23 protein-coding genes and 1 pseudogene are annotated in these 12,920 nt (G+C 65.7%); all 24 read left to right on the top strand.

The window, feature by feature from the left end:
- Positions 1-1,191: elongation factor Tu (gene tuf, locus ASF58_RS06475; protein ID WP_055949261.1), on the top strand; the 1,191-nt coding region annotated here is incomplete at its 5' end.
- 8 nt (positions 1,192-1,199) lie between these two features.
- Positions 1,200-1,360 (top strand): annotated as a pseudogene (locus tag ASF58_RS24780) (hypothetical protein); the annotation flags it as partial.
- 90 nt (positions 1,361-1,450) lie between these two features.
- A complete protein-coding gene (gene rpsJ / locus ASF58_RS06480; protein ID WP_018044230.1) occupies positions 1,451-1,759 on the top strand; it encodes a 30S ribosomal protein S10 in 309 nt (102 codons plus the stop codon).
- A 50-nt stretch (positions 1,760-1,809) separates the two neighbouring features.
- The gene (rplC, locus tag ASF58_RS06485) at positions 1,810-2,550 is read left to right on the top strand and encodes a 50S ribosomal protein L3 (protein WP_055949264.1); all 741 of its coding nucleotides are present in this window, start codon (positions 1,810-1,812) and stop codon (positions 2,548-2,550) included.
- On the top strand, positions 2,550-3,170 hold the full coding sequence (gene rplD / locus ASF58_RS06490) for a 50S ribosomal protein L4 (RefSeq protein WP_055949267.1): 621 nt from the start codon (positions 2,550-2,552) through the stop codon (positions 3,168-3,170). Before rplC ends, rplD begins: the two co-directional genes overlap by 1 nt.
- On the top strand, positions 3,167-3,463 hold the full coding sequence (locus ASF58_RS06495; protein WP_018044227.1) for a 50S ribosomal protein L23: 297 nt from the start codon (positions 3,167-3,169) through the stop codon (positions 3,461-3,463). Before rplD ends, ASF58_RS06495 begins: the two co-directional genes overlap by 4 nt.
- Before the next feature lie 27 nt (positions 3,464-3,490).
- A complete protein-coding gene (rplB, locus tag ASF58_RS06500; protein ID WP_055949274.1) occupies positions 3,491-4,327 on the top strand; it encodes a 50S ribosomal protein L2 in 837 nt (278 codons plus the stop codon).
- 5 nt (positions 4,328-4,332) lie between these two features.
- Complete coding sequence (gene rpsS, locus ASF58_RS06505; protein WP_055949278.1) at positions 4,333-4,611, top strand: 30S ribosomal protein S19; 279 nt, start codon at positions 4,333-4,335, stop codon at positions 4,609-4,611.
- A gap of 2 nt (positions 4,612-4,613) precedes the next feature.
- The gene (rplV, locus tag ASF58_RS06510; protein ID WP_055949281.1) at positions 4,614-5,000 is read left to right on the top strand and encodes a 50S ribosomal protein L22; all 387 of its coding nucleotides are present in this window, start codon (positions 4,614-4,616) and stop codon (positions 4,998-5,000) included.
- Positions 5,001-5,010: 10 nt separating this feature from the next.
- Positions 5,011-5,751, top strand: a complete 741-nt coding sequence (rpsC, locus tag ASF58_RS06515) for a 30S ribosomal protein S3 (RefSeq protein WP_055949284.1) — start codon at positions 5,011-5,013, stop codon at positions 5,749-5,751.
- Between the two features lie 47 nt (positions 5,752-5,798).
- Positions 5,799-6,212 (top strand): 50S ribosomal protein L16, encoded by a 414-nt coding sequence (gene rplP / locus ASF58_RS06520; RefSeq protein ID WP_055949287.1) that lies wholly within the window; start codon positions 5,799-5,801, stop codon positions 6,210-6,212.
- Between the two features lie 13 nt (positions 6,213-6,225).
- Entirely contained in the window at positions 6,226-6,441 is a 216-nt protein-coding gene (gene rpmC / locus ASF58_RS06525; RefSeq protein WP_018044221.1) for a 50S ribosomal protein L29, read from the top strand.
- A gap of 10 nt (positions 6,442-6,451) precedes the next feature.
- Positions 6,452-6,712, top strand: coding sequence for a 30S ribosomal protein S17 (gene rpsQ / locus ASF58_RS06530; RefSeq protein ID WP_055949288.1), 261 nt, complete (start codon positions 6,452-6,454; stop codon positions 6,710-6,712).
- Between the two features lie 197 nt (positions 6,713-6,909).
- Positions 6,910-8,283, top strand: coding sequence for an ATP-binding protein (locus ASF58_RS06535; RefSeq protein WP_055949291.1), 1,374 nt, complete (start codon positions 6,910-6,912; stop codon positions 8,281-8,283).
- 237 nt (positions 8,284-8,520) lie between these two features.
- Positions 8,521-8,889, top strand: a complete 369-nt coding sequence (gene rplN, locus ASF58_RS06540; protein WP_055949294.1) for a 50S ribosomal protein L14 — start codon at positions 8,521-8,523, stop codon at positions 8,887-8,889.
- Positions 8,889-9,206, top strand: a complete 318-nt coding sequence (rplX, locus tag ASF58_RS06545; RefSeq protein ID WP_055949297.1) for a 50S ribosomal protein L24 — start codon at positions 8,889-8,891, stop codon at positions 9,204-9,206. Before rplN ends, rplX begins: the two co-directional genes overlap by 1 nt.
- A complete protein-coding gene (gene rplE / locus ASF58_RS06550; protein ID WP_055949300.1) occupies positions 9,199-9,765 on the top strand; it encodes a 50S ribosomal protein L5 in 567 nt (188 codons plus the stop codon). Before rplX ends, rplE begins: the two co-directional genes overlap by 8 nt.
- Positions 9,766-9,805: 40 nt before the next feature.
- Complete coding sequence (rpsN, locus tag ASF58_RS06555; RefSeq protein ID WP_055949303.1) at positions 9,806-10,111, top strand: 30S ribosomal protein S14; 306 nt, start codon at positions 9,806-9,808, stop codon at positions 10,109-10,111.
- A 12-nt stretch (positions 10,112-10,123) separates the two neighbouring features.
- Positions 10,124-10,519, top strand: coding sequence for a 30S ribosomal protein S8 (gene rpsH, locus ASF58_RS06560; protein WP_055881679.1), 396 nt, complete (start codon positions 10,124-10,126; stop codon positions 10,517-10,519).
- A 24-nt stretch (positions 10,520-10,543) separates the two neighbouring features.
- Positions 10,544-11,077 (top strand): 50S ribosomal protein L6, encoded by a 534-nt coding sequence (gene rplF, locus ASF58_RS06565; protein WP_055949306.1) that lies wholly within the window; start codon positions 10,544-10,546, stop codon positions 11,075-11,077.
- A gap of 12 nt (positions 11,078-11,089) precedes the next feature.
- A complete protein-coding gene (gene rplR / locus ASF58_RS06570) occupies positions 11,090-11,452 on the top strand; it encodes a 50S ribosomal protein L18 (RefSeq protein WP_055949309.1) in 363 nt (120 codons plus the stop codon).
- A 93-nt stretch (positions 11,453-11,545) separates the two neighbouring features.
- On the top strand, positions 11,546-12,133 hold the full coding sequence (gene rpsE / locus ASF58_RS06575) for a 30S ribosomal protein S5 (protein WP_055949312.1): 588 nt from the start codon (positions 11,546-11,548) through the stop codon (positions 12,131-12,133).
- Between the two features lie 12 nt (positions 12,134-12,145).
- Positions 12,146-12,337, top strand: a complete 192-nt coding sequence (rpmD, locus tag ASF58_RS06580) for a 50S ribosomal protein L30 (RefSeq protein ID WP_055949314.1) — start codon at positions 12,146-12,148, stop codon at positions 12,335-12,337.
- A gap of 11 nt (positions 12,338-12,348) precedes the next feature.
- On the top strand, positions 12,349-12,852 hold the full coding sequence (rplO, locus tag ASF58_RS06585) for a 50S ribosomal protein L15 (RefSeq protein WP_055949317.1): 504 nt from the start codon (positions 12,349-12,351) through the stop codon (positions 12,850-12,852).
- The last annotated feature ends 68 nt before the right edge of the window (positions 12,853-12,920 follow it).

A 12,920-nucleotide genomic window follows, 5' to 3' on the forward strand; every position in this document is an offset into this window, starting at 1 on the left:
ATGGCCAAAGAGAAATTCGCGCGTACGAAGCCGCACTGCAACATTGGCACGATTGGTCACGTGGATCACGGCAAGACGTCGTTGACGGCGGCGATCACGAAGGTTTTGGCCGAGACGGGCGGGGCGACGTTCACGGCGTACGACCAGATCGACAAGGCGCCTGAGGAGAAGGCGCGCGGGATCACGATCTCGACGGCGCACGTGGAGTACGAGACCACGAACCGGCACTACGCGCACGTGGATTGCCCCGGTCACGCCGACTACGTGAAGAACATGATCACGGGCGCGGCGCAGATGGACGGCGCGATCCTGGTGGTGTCGGCGGCCGACGGCCCGATGCCGCAGACCCGCGAGCACATCCTGCTGGCCCGTCAGGTCGGCGTGCCGGCCCTGGTGGTGTTCCTGAACAAGGTCGATCTGGTGGACGACGCCGAGCTCCTCGAGCTCGTGGAGATGGAGGTGCGCGAGCTCCTCTCGAAGTATGACTTCCCGGGCGACGACATCCCGATCACCAAGGGCTCGGCCAAGGTGGCGCTGGACAATGGCGACAAGGCGATCGGCCACGACGCCGTGCTGGCGCTGATGGCGAGCGTGGATGCCTACATCCCGCAGCCGGAGCGTCCGATCGACAAGCCGTTCCTGATGCCCATCGAGGACGTGTTCTCGATCTCGGGCCGCGGCACGGTGGTGACGGGTCGCGTCGAGCGCGGCATCGTCAAGGTCGGCGAGACGGTGGAGATCGTGGGCATCCGCGACACCCAGACCACGACGGTCACGGGCGTCGAGATGTTCCGCAAGCTGCTCGACCAGGGCCAGGCCGGCGACAACGTCGGCGTGCTGCTGCGCGGCACCAAGCGCGAGGACGTGGAGCGCGGCCAGGTCGTGTGCAAGCCCGGCTCGGTCAAGCCCCACACCAAGTTCAAGGCCGAGGCCTACATCCTGACCAAGGAGGAGGGCGGCCGCCACACGCCGTTCTTCACCAACTACCGCCCGCAGTTCTACTTCCGCACCACGGACGTGACCGGCGTGTGCGTGCTGCCCGAGGGCACCGAGATGGTGATGCCCGGCGACAGCGTGACCATGGACGTCACCCTGATCGTGCCGGTGGCCATGGAAGAGAAGCTGCGCTTCGCCATCCGTGAAGGCGGACGCACCGTCGGCGCCGGCGTCGTCGCCGCCATCAACGAGTAATCGTCCGNATACCGGTTTGGCTGGCAACGTCTCTGCGAGCTTCGATGCCAGCGTGACCATGGACGTCACCCTGATCGTGCCGGTGGCCATGGAAGAGAAGCTGCGCTTCGCCATCCGTGAAGGCGGACGCACCGTCGGCGCCGGCGTCGTCGCCGCCATCAACGAGTAATCGTCCGTCCCAACGGTCACGTCTGCAGGGAACGATTGAGGGGCGGGTCCTCGCGCCCGCCCCACCATCGCCCCGCCAAGGTTTCAGGTCATGAACGGTCAGAATATTCGTATCCGCCTCAAGGCGTTCGACCATCGCATCCTCGATGCGTCGACCCGCGAGATCGTCTCGACGGCCAAGCGCACCGGCGCCACCATCCGTGGTCCCATCCCGCTGCCGACGCATATCGAGAAGTTCACCGTCAACCGCTCGCCGCACATCGACAAGAAGTCGCGCGAGCAGTTCGAGATGCGCACCCACAAGCGCGTCCTCGATATCGTCGATCCGACGCCCCAGACCGTGGACGCGCTGATGAAGCTCGACCTCGCCGCCGGCGTGGACGTGGAGATCAAGCTCTAAGTCCCGCGGGGATTTAGAGCTTACCGTAGAATCGCGCGAGGGAGACACCTATGCGCTCAGGCGTCATCGCACAGAAGGTCGGCATGACCCGCATCTTTACGGATGCAGGCGAACATGTCCCCGTCACAGTGCTCAAAATCGATCAATGCCAGGTGGTTGCCCACCGTACCGTCGAGAAGAACGGCTACGTCGCCCTTCAGGTCGGCGTCGGCAAAGCCAAGGTGAAGAACGTGTCGGCTGCCGAGCGCGGCCGGTTCGCGGTCGCCAAGGTCGAGCCCAAGCAAAAGCTCGCCGAGTTCCGCGTGTCCGAGGACAAGCTGATCCCGGTCGGCGCCGAGATCACCGCCGATCACTTCATCCCGGGCCAGTTCGTCGACGTGACGGGCACCACCACGGGTAAGGGGTTCGCCGGCGGTATGAAGCGCTGGAACTTCGGCGGTCTGCGCGCCACCCACGGCGTGTCCATCTCGCACCGCTCGATCGGTTCGACCGGTGGCCGTCAGGATCCGGGCAAGACCTTCAAGAACAAGAAGATGCCCGGTCACATGGGCGTCGATCGGGTCACGACCCAGAACCTGCGCGTCGTGCGTACGGATCCTGAGCGCGGCCTCATCCTCGTCGAGGGCGCCGTTCCGGGTGTCGCCGGCGGCTGGATCCAGATCCGCGACGCGGTGAAGCGCAAGCTCCCCGCGGACGTTCCGCAGCCTGGCAAGTTCCGTGAGCAGGGCGCTTCCGCTCCCGCCACCGAGGCGCCGGCTCCCGAGGCTCCCGCTTCCGAGGAGAACGCGTGATGAAGCTCGATATCACCACGCTCGATGGCGCCGGTGCCGGTTCCGTCGACCTGGACGAGACCATCTTCGGTCTCGAGCCCCGTGCCGATCTGCTCCAGCGCATGGTGCGCTGGCAGCTCGCCAAGCGTCAGGCCGGCACCCATGCGGTCAAGAACCGCTCGGATGTGAACCGGACGCGCAAGAAGCTGTATAAGCAGAAGGGCACCGGTAACGCGCGTCACGGCGCAGCCTCGGCCCCGCAGTTCCGCGGTGGTGGACGCGCCTTCGGTCCGGTCGTGCGCAGCCACGCTCACGATCTGCCCAAGAAGGTCCGTGCGCTCGCCCTGAAGCACGCGCTCTCCGCGAAGGTGAAGGACTCGACCCTCATCATCGTCGACGACGTGAAGCTCGCCGAGGGCAAGACCAAGGCGCTCGTCGAGCGCTTCGAGAAGATGGGCCTGTCCAGCGCCCTGATCATCGGCGGTGCCGAGGTGGACGTGAACTTCGCACGCGCCGCCCGCAACATCCCGCAGATCGACGTGCTGCCGATCCAGGGCATCAACGTGTACGACATCCTGCGTCGCGAGAAGCTCGTGCTGACCCGCGCAGCGATCGATGCGCTGGAGGCGCGTTTTCAATGAGTGCCGATCCGCGCCACTACGATATCATCGTCTCCCCGGTCATCACCGAGAAGGCGACGAACCTCACCGAACAGAACAAGGTCGTGTTCCGGGTTTCCCCGAAGGCGACCAAGCCGCAGATCAAGGAAGCGGTCGAGAAGCTGTTCGACGTCAAGGTCACGGGCGTGAACACGCTCGTCACCAAGGGCAAGAAGAAGATCTTCCGCGGACTTCGCGGACAGCGTTCGGACGTGAAGAAAGCGATCGTGACCCTCGCCGAGGGTGAGACGATCGACGTCACGACCGGCCTCTGAGACAAGTCGGGTTAAGGATTACCACCGATGGCCTTGAAGACATTCAAACCGGTCACGCCGAGCCTTCGCCAGCTCGTGCTCGTCGACCGCCGTGAGCTCTACAAGGGCAAGCCGGTCAAGAAGCTCACCGAGGGCAAGTCGTCGTCCGGCGGCCGCAACAACCTCGGCCGCATCACGGTCCGCTTCCGCGGCGGCGGTCACAAGCGCACGCTCCGCAACGTGGACTTCAAGCGTCGCGAGCAGATGGGCGTGTCCGCCACGGTCGAGCGGATCGAGTACGATCCGAACCGGACCGCATTCATCGCGCTGATCGCCTTCCCCGACGGCACGCAGAGCTACATCCTGGCTCCGCAGCGCCTGTCGCCGGGCGACAAGGTGATCGCGGCCGAGCAGGTCGACATCAAGCCCGGCAATGCCGGTCCGGTCGGCAACATGCCCGTGGGCACGATCGTCCACAACGTCGAGCTCAAGATCGGCAAGGGCGGCGCCATTGCCCGCTCCGCCGGCAACTACGCCCAGATCGTCGGCCGCGATCAGGGCTACGTCACGCTGCGCCTGAACTCGGGCGAACAGCGCCTGGTCCACGGTCAGTGCTTCGCCAGCGTCGGTGCGGTCTCGAACCCGGACCACATGAACATCTCGCTCGGCAAGGCCGGCCGCAACCGCTGGCTCGGCAAGCGCCCGCACGTGCGCGGCGTCGCCATGAACCCGGTCGACCATCCGCACGGCGGCGGTGAGGGACGTACCTCCGGCGGCCGTAACCCGGTCACGCCCTGGGGCGTTCCCACGAAGGGGAAGAAGACCCGCTCGAACAAGCGGACCGACGTCTTCATCCTGTCCAGCCGTCATAACCGTAAGAAGTAACGCCCATGGCACGCTCGCTCTGGAAGGGGCCGTTCATCGACGGCTACCTCCTCAAGAAGGCTGAAGCCGCTCGCGGTTCCAGCCGTAACGAAGTCATCAAGATCTGGAGCCGCCGCTCCACGATCCTGCCGCAGTTCGTCGGGCTCACCTTCGGTGTGCACAACGGGCAGAAGCACATCCCGGTGTACGTCTCCGAGGAAATGGTCGGCCACAAGTTCGGCGAGTTCTCGCCGACCCGCACCTTCCACGGTCACGCAGCCGACAAGAAGTCGAAGAGGCGCTGATCATGGGCAAGCCCGCCACTCCCCGCGCGCTCCCCGAGAACGAGGCTCAGGCCGTCGCGCGCATGCTGCGCGTCAGCCCCCAGAAGCTCAATCTCGTCGCGCAGCTCATTCGCGGCAAGAAGGTCGACTCGGCTCTCGCCGATCTCGAGTTCTCCCGCAAGCGGATCGCCCGCGAGGTCAAGAAGTGCCTCGAGAGCGCCATCGCCAATGCCGAGAACAACCATAACCTGGACGTCGACGATCTCGTCGTGTCCCAGGCGTTCGTCGGCAAGGCGCTGGTGCTGAAGCGGTTCCACGCCCGTGCGCGTGGCCGCGGCGCCCGTATCCTGAAGCCCTTCGCGAACCTCACCATCGTGGTGCGCGAAGTCCCGACCGCCGAAGCGGCGTGAGGAGGACCTGATGGGCCAGAAAGTCAATCCGATCGGTCTTCGGCTCGGTATCAACCGGACCTGGGACTCCCGCTGGTTCGCCCAGAAGGGTGAATACGCGAAACTGATGCACGAGGACGTCGCGATCCGCGCCGCCCTCATGAAGCAACTCAAGCAGGCCGCCGTCTCGAAGATCGTGATCGAGCGTCCGCACCGGAAGTGCCGCGTCACCATCCACTCGGGTCGTCCGGGCGTGGTCATCGGCAAGAAGGGCGCGGATATCGAGAAGCTGCGTAAGCTGGTCGGTACGCTCACCAAGGCCGACGTGACGATCAACATCGTCGAGGTGCGCAAGCCCGAGATCGATGCCACCCTCGTGGCCGACTCGATTGCCCAGCAGCTCGAGCGTCGCGTCGCGTTCCGCCGTGCCATGAAGCGCGCCGTTCAGTCGGCGATGCGTCTGGGTGCCGAGGGCATCCGCATCAACTGCTCGGGCCGTCTCGGCGGCGCCGAGATCGCTCGCCAAGAGTGGTACCGCGAGGGTCGCGTCCCTCTGCACACCCTCCGTGCCGACGTCGACTACGGCGTTGCGACGGCCTTCACGACTTACGGGACGTGCGGCATCAAGGTGTGGGTGTTCAAGGGCGAGATCCTCGAGCACGACCCGATGGCACAGGACAAGAAGGCGCAGGAAGAGGGTGGCCGTTCGGGCGGCCGTCGCGAGCGCGATGGTGAGGGTGGCCGCGAGCGCGGCCGGCGCGAGCACGCCTAACGGCGCGTTCGTGACCCCGTCACCCAGAAAGGTGTTGAGAGGCTGCCATGTTGCAACCCAAGAAGACCAGGTTCCGTAAGCAGTTCAAGGGTCGCATCCACGGTGCGGCCAAGGGCGGCTTCGACCTCAACTTCGGGACCTTCGGCCTGAAGGCCGTCGAGCCCGAGCGCATCACCGCTCGCCAGATCGAGGCGGCTCGCCGCGCGATCACGCGTGAGATGAAGCGCCAAGGCCGCGTCTGGATCCGGATCTTCCCGGATGTGCCGGTCACCGCCAAGCCCACCGAAGTCCGCATGGGCTCCGGTAAGGGTGCACCCGAGTTCTGGGCTGCCCGTGTGCATCCCGGACGTATCATGTTCGAAGTCGACGGCGTGGCCGAGGACGTTGCGAAGGAGGCCCTGCGCCTCGGCGCGGCGAAGCTCCCGATCCGCACGCGCGTCGTTCAGCGCATCGCTGATTGAGAGGGAGGGGATCATGAAGTCGTCGCAGAGACAGTCGGATCTGGCCGCCCTGTCGCCCGATCAGCTGAACGATGAGTTGCTGAACCTGAAGAAGGAGCAGTTCAATCTGCGCTTCCAGGGCGCCACCGGCCAGCTCGAGAACGTCGCGCGCGTCCGCGAAGTCCGCCGCGATATCGCCCGCGTTCGTACGCTTCAGCGTCAGAAGACGCTGAAGTCGGCGCAGGCCTGAGGAGTACATCATGCCGAAGCGCGTATTGCAGGGCGTCGTCGTCAGCGACAAGGGCGAGAAGACCATCGTCGTGAAGGTGGAGCGTCGCTTCACCCATCCGGTGATGAAGAAGACCGTCCGTCGCTCGAAGAACTACCACGCCCACGACGAAGCCAACGTCGCCAAGGTCGGTCAGACCGTGTCGATCGAGGAGTGCCGTCCGTTCTCGAAGACCAAGACCTGGAAGCTCGTCGAGGGCGCCAGCTCGGAAGCGGTCTCCGCCGAAGCTTGATCGTCATGCACGGTCGAGGAGACGGGCGCAGGGTTCTGCGCCCGTTTTTTTGTGCCTGCTCCGCATCGGTGTGCCGAACCCAAGTCGTTTCGGGTGGTCGCTACCAGAATCCTGATTTCGTTCGACAGAGGATTCGAGGATCCGCCGTGTCCAGGCGGTCCTCTTAACCTTGGGTGCGAGACGAGGGGGATGGTCGCGTGGCGGACAGCCTGAACAGTGCCTGCGGACTTCTCGCCGCGTTCTTCGGCGCCCGCGAAATCGACGGCATCGTCGCCAGCCAGCGCAGCTTCGGTCTGCACCTGTTGCCGGACATCCAGGCTGCAGCTCTCGGAATGCTGTCGCGGCTCAATGTCGTGCGCACCGGTCTTCACCAACCTGAGCTGCGCGAGCCCCTGACGATCTCCAGCCTCCTGGTACGCTGTGCGGCGCGGCCGGTCGCGATCGCGCCCCCCGAGTTCCATGATTTCGATCTCGGCGATGCGGAGTCTTTCAGGGCGCTGAGCAATGCCTTGTGGCTGTTCCGGATCTCGAACCGTCCAGCGGCCGTCTTGCTCTCCCGGTCATCGTCCGCGCAGGAGGGGCGCGTCGTGCGGCTCGAAGTGGCGACGCTGCCCGATGCGAGGTCCATCGGATTCGCCCGCGACTTCCTCTCGTCGATCCAGGACGCCGCGGCTGGATCGACGCGCTATCGTGGCAAGGTCGTCATGCTCGATCCCCCGTCGGAAGCGGGAATGCGTGTCCGCCGGTCGAAGTCGGTGACGCGGGCCCAGGTCATTCTCGACGACCCGACGATGGCGCGACTCGATCATCACGTCTTCGCATTCGATCGCCATCGCGGAGATCTCAGGCGTTTCGGGCAATCGACCTGCCGGGGCCTGCTGCTCTACGGACCTCCCGGTAACGGAAAGACCCACGTTACCCGCTACGTCTCGTCGAACCTGCCCGATCGCACGACCGTCTTGGTGACGCCCGATGGTGGGCGCTGCGTGGCCGAGCAGTTGCAGCTTGCGCGGAGCTTCCAGCCCAGCCTGGTGGTCCTCGAGAACGTCGACCGGTTCGCTCGGGATCGACAGGCTTCCAAGGGCTCGACCGAGACGGGCGGACTTCAGAGCCTGCTGAGCGAGATGGAAGGCCTCGAGGCCGACGCAGATATCCTGTTCCTCTTCACTGCGACTCATCCGCGGAATATCGACCCGGCCCTGATCTCGCAGCCGGGGCGGATCGACGTGGCGATCGAGATTGCCTGCCCGGATGCCTCGTGCCGTGCCCGCCTGGTCACCCTGTACGGCGCGTCCCTGATCTTCGACCCTGGGGCCCTTCCGGAAATCGTCGCGCGCACTGAGGGCGCAAGTGCGGCCTATCTGAAGGAAATGGTCTATCGGCTCGCCCTCGCAGCCTTGACCACCGAGATGGGGAATCGGATCACCCGCCGCAGCGTGGCCGTCGTCCTCGGCGAGGCGATCGACAGCCAGGCCCGCCTCGATCGGGGTGTGGTCGAACTCGCCGACGTTCCGGCGCGCCGGCCGGATCTGCGCATGGCAGCGTCGGGCGGGCGAAGCGCCGATCTCTGAGCCGGGTCGGCAATTGACCCTTGCACAGAACCACGCCCTGGTGTATCCGGCGTGCCTTCGCGACATTTGAGAGGGGTGCTCGCACCCTTCGTACGCGGCAGCCGCGCCGGTGTGTCAAACACCGATTGCGCGGTGCTTTACATGAGCCGGGGACATCAGATCCCCATCAGGCGTCGTCCGCCGGACAATACCGTCCGCGTGCGGAAACCCGCCTGAAACAAGGAAAGGTCACTGCCCGTGATCCAGATGCAGACGAATCTGGACGTCGCCGACAACTCTGGTGCGCGCCGCGTGATGTGCATCAAGGTTCTGGGCGGGTCGAAGCGTAAATACGCCGGTGTCGGCGACATCATCGTGGTCTCGGTCAAGGAAGCAATTCCCCGGGGTCGCGTGAAGAAGGGCGACGTCATGAAGGCGGTCGTCGTGCGCACCGCCAAGGAAGTGAAGCGTCCCGACGGTTCGGTGATCCGCTTCGACAAGAACGCAGCCGTTCTGATCAACAATCAGAAGGAGCCGATCGGCACCCGCATCTTCGGACCGGTGCCGCGCGAGCTGCGCGCCCGCAACCACATGAAGATCATCTCGCTCGCGCCGGAGGTGCTGTGATGGCCGCCAAGGTCAAGAAAGGCGACAAGGTCGTCGTCCTTACCGGTCGTGACAAGGGTCGCTCTGGCGAGGTCATCCAGGTGCTCCCGAAGGAAGATCGCGCGTTCGTTCGCGGCATCAACCTGGTGAAGAAGCACCAGAAGCAGACGCAGAACCAGGAAGGCGGCATCGTCTCGAAGGAAGCTGCGATTCACCTCTCCAACATCGCTGTCGCCGACCCGAAGGATGGTCAGCCCACGCGCGTTGGTTTCCGCATTCTCGACGACGGCCGCAAAGTCCGGTTCGCCAAGCGCTCGGGGGATCTGATCGATGGCTGAGAAGAACACTGACGGGTACACCCCGCGCCTGCGCAAGCACTACGACGAAGTGGTGCGCCAGAAGCTGATCGAAGAGTTCGGCTACAAGAACCCCATGCAGGTTCCGGTCATCGAGAAGATCGTGATCAACATGGGCGTCGGCGAGTCGACCGCCGATTCCAAGAAGGCCACCGTCGCTGCCGGCGATCTGGCGCTGATCGCCGGCCAGAAGCCGGTCATCACCCGAGCCCGCAAGGCCATCGCGACCTTCAAGGTCCGCGAAGGCATGCCGATCGGCTGCAAGGTCACGCTGCGCAAGCAGCGCATGTACGAGTTCATGGATCGCCTGATCACGATCGCGCTCCCGCGCGTCCGCGATTTCCGTGGCCTGAACCCGCGCTCCTTCGACGGCAACGGCAACTACGCCCTGGGTCTGAAGGAGCACCTCGTGTTCCCGGAGATTTCGTACGACAAGGCCGAGGCCACCTGGGGCATGGACATCGTCATCCAGACGACCGCCCGCACCGATGCTGAGGCGCGCGCGCTCCTCACGCAGTTCCGATTCCCGTTCCGGCAGTGAGCCCCCGCTAGGGTTTCATACGCGGACACCGGAGAGAGAAATGGCAAAGAAAAGCTCGATCGAGAAGAACAAGCACCGCGAAGCGCTGGTGAAGCTCTACGCTCCCAAGCGCAAGGCGCTGCTTGCCACGGCGAATGACGAGTCCCTCGAGATGGAGGAGCGCTTCGAGGCGCGCCTCAAGCTCGCGGAACTGCCCCGCAACTCGTCCCCCACCCGCGTCCGCAACCGTTGCGGCATGACCGGCCGTCCGCGCGCCTTCTATCGCAAGATGGGCATCTCGCGCATCGCGCTGCGCGAACTCGGCAACCAGGGTCTGATCCCCGGTCTCGTCAAGTCGAGCTGGTAAGGAGCAACCACCATGGTCAACGATCCCGTGGGTGATATGCTCACCCGCATCCGCAACGGTCAGCAGCGCCGCCGCAACGTCGTTCAGACGCCCGGCTCCCGCCTGCGGGCCAGCGTGCTCGACGTCCTCAAGTCCGAGGGCTACATCCGCGACTACGCGACCACGGATTACGGCAACGGCCGGACCGAGTTCGCGATCGAGCTGAAGTACTACGACGGCCAGCCCGTCATCCGCTCGATCCAGCGCGTGTCGAAGCCCGGCCGCCGCGTCTACTCGTCGGTGGGCGAGCTTCCGCGCGTCGCCGACGGCCTCGGCGTCACCATCGTGTCCACCCCGCAGGGCGTCATGGCCGACCACGAGGCGCGCGAGCGCAACGTCGGCGGCGAAGTGCTCTGCAAGGTGTTCTGATCTCGGACTTGGAGGAATAAGGCGATGTCTCGCGTAGGCAAGAAGCCCGTTCCCGTCCCGTCCGGCGTGACGGCCACGGTGACCGGTCAAACGGTGAAGATGAAGGGCTCCAAGGGCGAGCTCCAGTACGTCGTTCCCAACGTGGTCGACGTGAAGTTCGAGGACGGCGCCGTCTCGGTGCAGCCCAAGAACCAGACCAAGGAGGCCCGCTCGCTCTGGGGCACCTCCCGCGCTCAGGTGGCGAACCTCGTCGAGGGCGTCTCCAAGGGCTTCGAGAAGAAGCTCGAGATCACCGGCGTGGGCTACCGCGCCGCGATGGCCGGCAAGGCTCTGAAGCTCTCGCTCGGCTACAGCCACGACATCGAGTACGAGATCCCGGCAGGGATCACGATCGCGGTGCCGAAGCCCACCGAGATCGTCATCTCCGGCATCGACCGGCAGGTGGTCGGCCAGGTGGCCGCCGAGATCCGCGACTATCGCGGCCCTGAGCCCTACAAGGGCAAGGGCGTGAAGTACGCGGGAGAGTTCATCTTCCGCAAGGAAGGCAAGAAGAAGTAAGGGCCGCCGAACATGTCACGCAAAATCGATGCACTCGACCGCCGCAAGGCGCGTGTGCGCCGCGCGCTGCGGGCGGCGGCCAATGGACGGCCCCGGCTCTCGGTGTTCCGTTCCTCGAAGCAGATCTACGTTCAGGTCATCGACGACGCGGCGGGCAAGACGCTCGCGTCGGCTTCGAGCCTCGAGAAGGATCTGCGCACCGATCTCAAGACCGGTGCGGACGTCTCGGCCGCCCAGGCCGTCGGCAAGCTCGTCGCCGAGCGCGCCAAGGCTGCGGGCGTCACCCAGGTGATCTTCGATCGCTCGGGCTACCTCTACCACGGGCGCGTCAAGGCGCTCGCCGACGCCGCCCGCGAGGGTGGCCTCGAGTTCTAAGACTGGCGGAGGAGGGCGGCACAGGCCGCCCTCCGTTCCGGACGATTCAAGCGAGCGGGTCCGCCACCCGCGTCAGTGAGATGGATATTCAGTATGGCACGTGAACGTGAAGGCGGGGGCCGCGGCCGCCGCGATGAGCGCGAGGAGCGCGACAGCGAGTTCGTGGACAAGCTCGTCCACATCAACCGCGTCGCCAAGGTGGTGAAGGGCGGCCGTCGCTTCGGCTTCGCAGCCCTCGTCGTCGTTGGCGACCAGAAGGGCCGCGTCGGCTTCGGCCACGGCAAGGCCCGTGAGGTTCCCGAGGCGATCCGCAAGGCGACGGAAGCCGCCAAGCGCGGTCTGGTCCGCGTGGCGCTTCGCGAGGGCCGCACCCTGCACCACGACGTCTACGGTCGTCATGGCGCCGGCAAGGTCATCCTCCGCGCCGCTCCCCAGGGCACCGGTATCATCGCCGGCGGCCCGATGCGCGCCGTCTTCGAGACGCTGGGCATGCAGGACGTGGTGGCCAAGAGCCTCGGCTCCTCGAACCCCTACAATCTCGTGCGCGCCACCTTCGAGGCGCTCAAGAACGAGGACAGCCCGCGCTCCGTCGCGGCCCGTCGCGGTCTCAAGGTGTCGGCCCTCCAGGCCCGTCGCCGCGACGCCGATCCGTCCGACATGTCCGAAGCCGCCGTCGCGTAAGGGGAGGGTCCAATGGCACAGAAGACTCTCCGCATCGAGCAGATCGGTTCGCCGATCCGCCGCGAAGGCGACCAGCGCGCGACGCTGATCGGCCTCAAGCTCAACAAGCTGCACCGGGTTTCCGAGCTGGAGGATACCCCCTCCGTGCGCGGCATGATCCGCAAGGTGCAGCACCTCGTGCGCGTCCTTGGCGACGCGGCCTGAGGGAGGGCATCATGAAACTGAATGAACTCCGCGACAACGACGGCGCCACCAAGAACCGGATGCGCGTCGGACGGGGCATCGGCTCCGGCAAGGGCAAGACCGCAGGACGCGGCGTGAAGGGTCAGAAGGCCCGCACCGGCGTCTCCATCAAGGGCTTCGAGGGTGGCCAGATGCCGCTGCATCGTCGCCTTCCGAAGCGCGGCTTCAACAACCTGTACTCGACGGACCTGAACGAGGTGAACCTCGGCCGCGTCCAGCAGGCTGTCGATGCCGGCCGCATCGAGGCGGGCGCCACCGTCACCGTCGAGACCCTGATCGCCGCCGGCATCTGCGCCCGCGCCCGTGACGGCGTGAAGCTCCTCGGCGTCGGCGAGCTCACCACCAAGCTGACCTTCGAGGTCACCCGTGCGTCGAAGTCGGCGATCGAGGGTGTCGAGAAGGCTGGCGGCTCGGTCGCCGTGACGTATGGCGACGGCGTCTCCACCCGGGGCAAGCCCGCCCGCGTGGTTGCGTAGCCCAACGCCAGACTTTAAGTCGAAGCTCTGAGCGGCGGCCCGTGCAACCTCGCGCGTGGCCGCCGTAT

It is taken from the genome of Methylobacterium sp. Leaf125, from assembly GCF_001423085.1.
Lineage (GTDB): Bacteria > Pseudomonadota > Alphaproteobacteria > Rhizobiales > Beijerinckiaceae > Methylobacterium.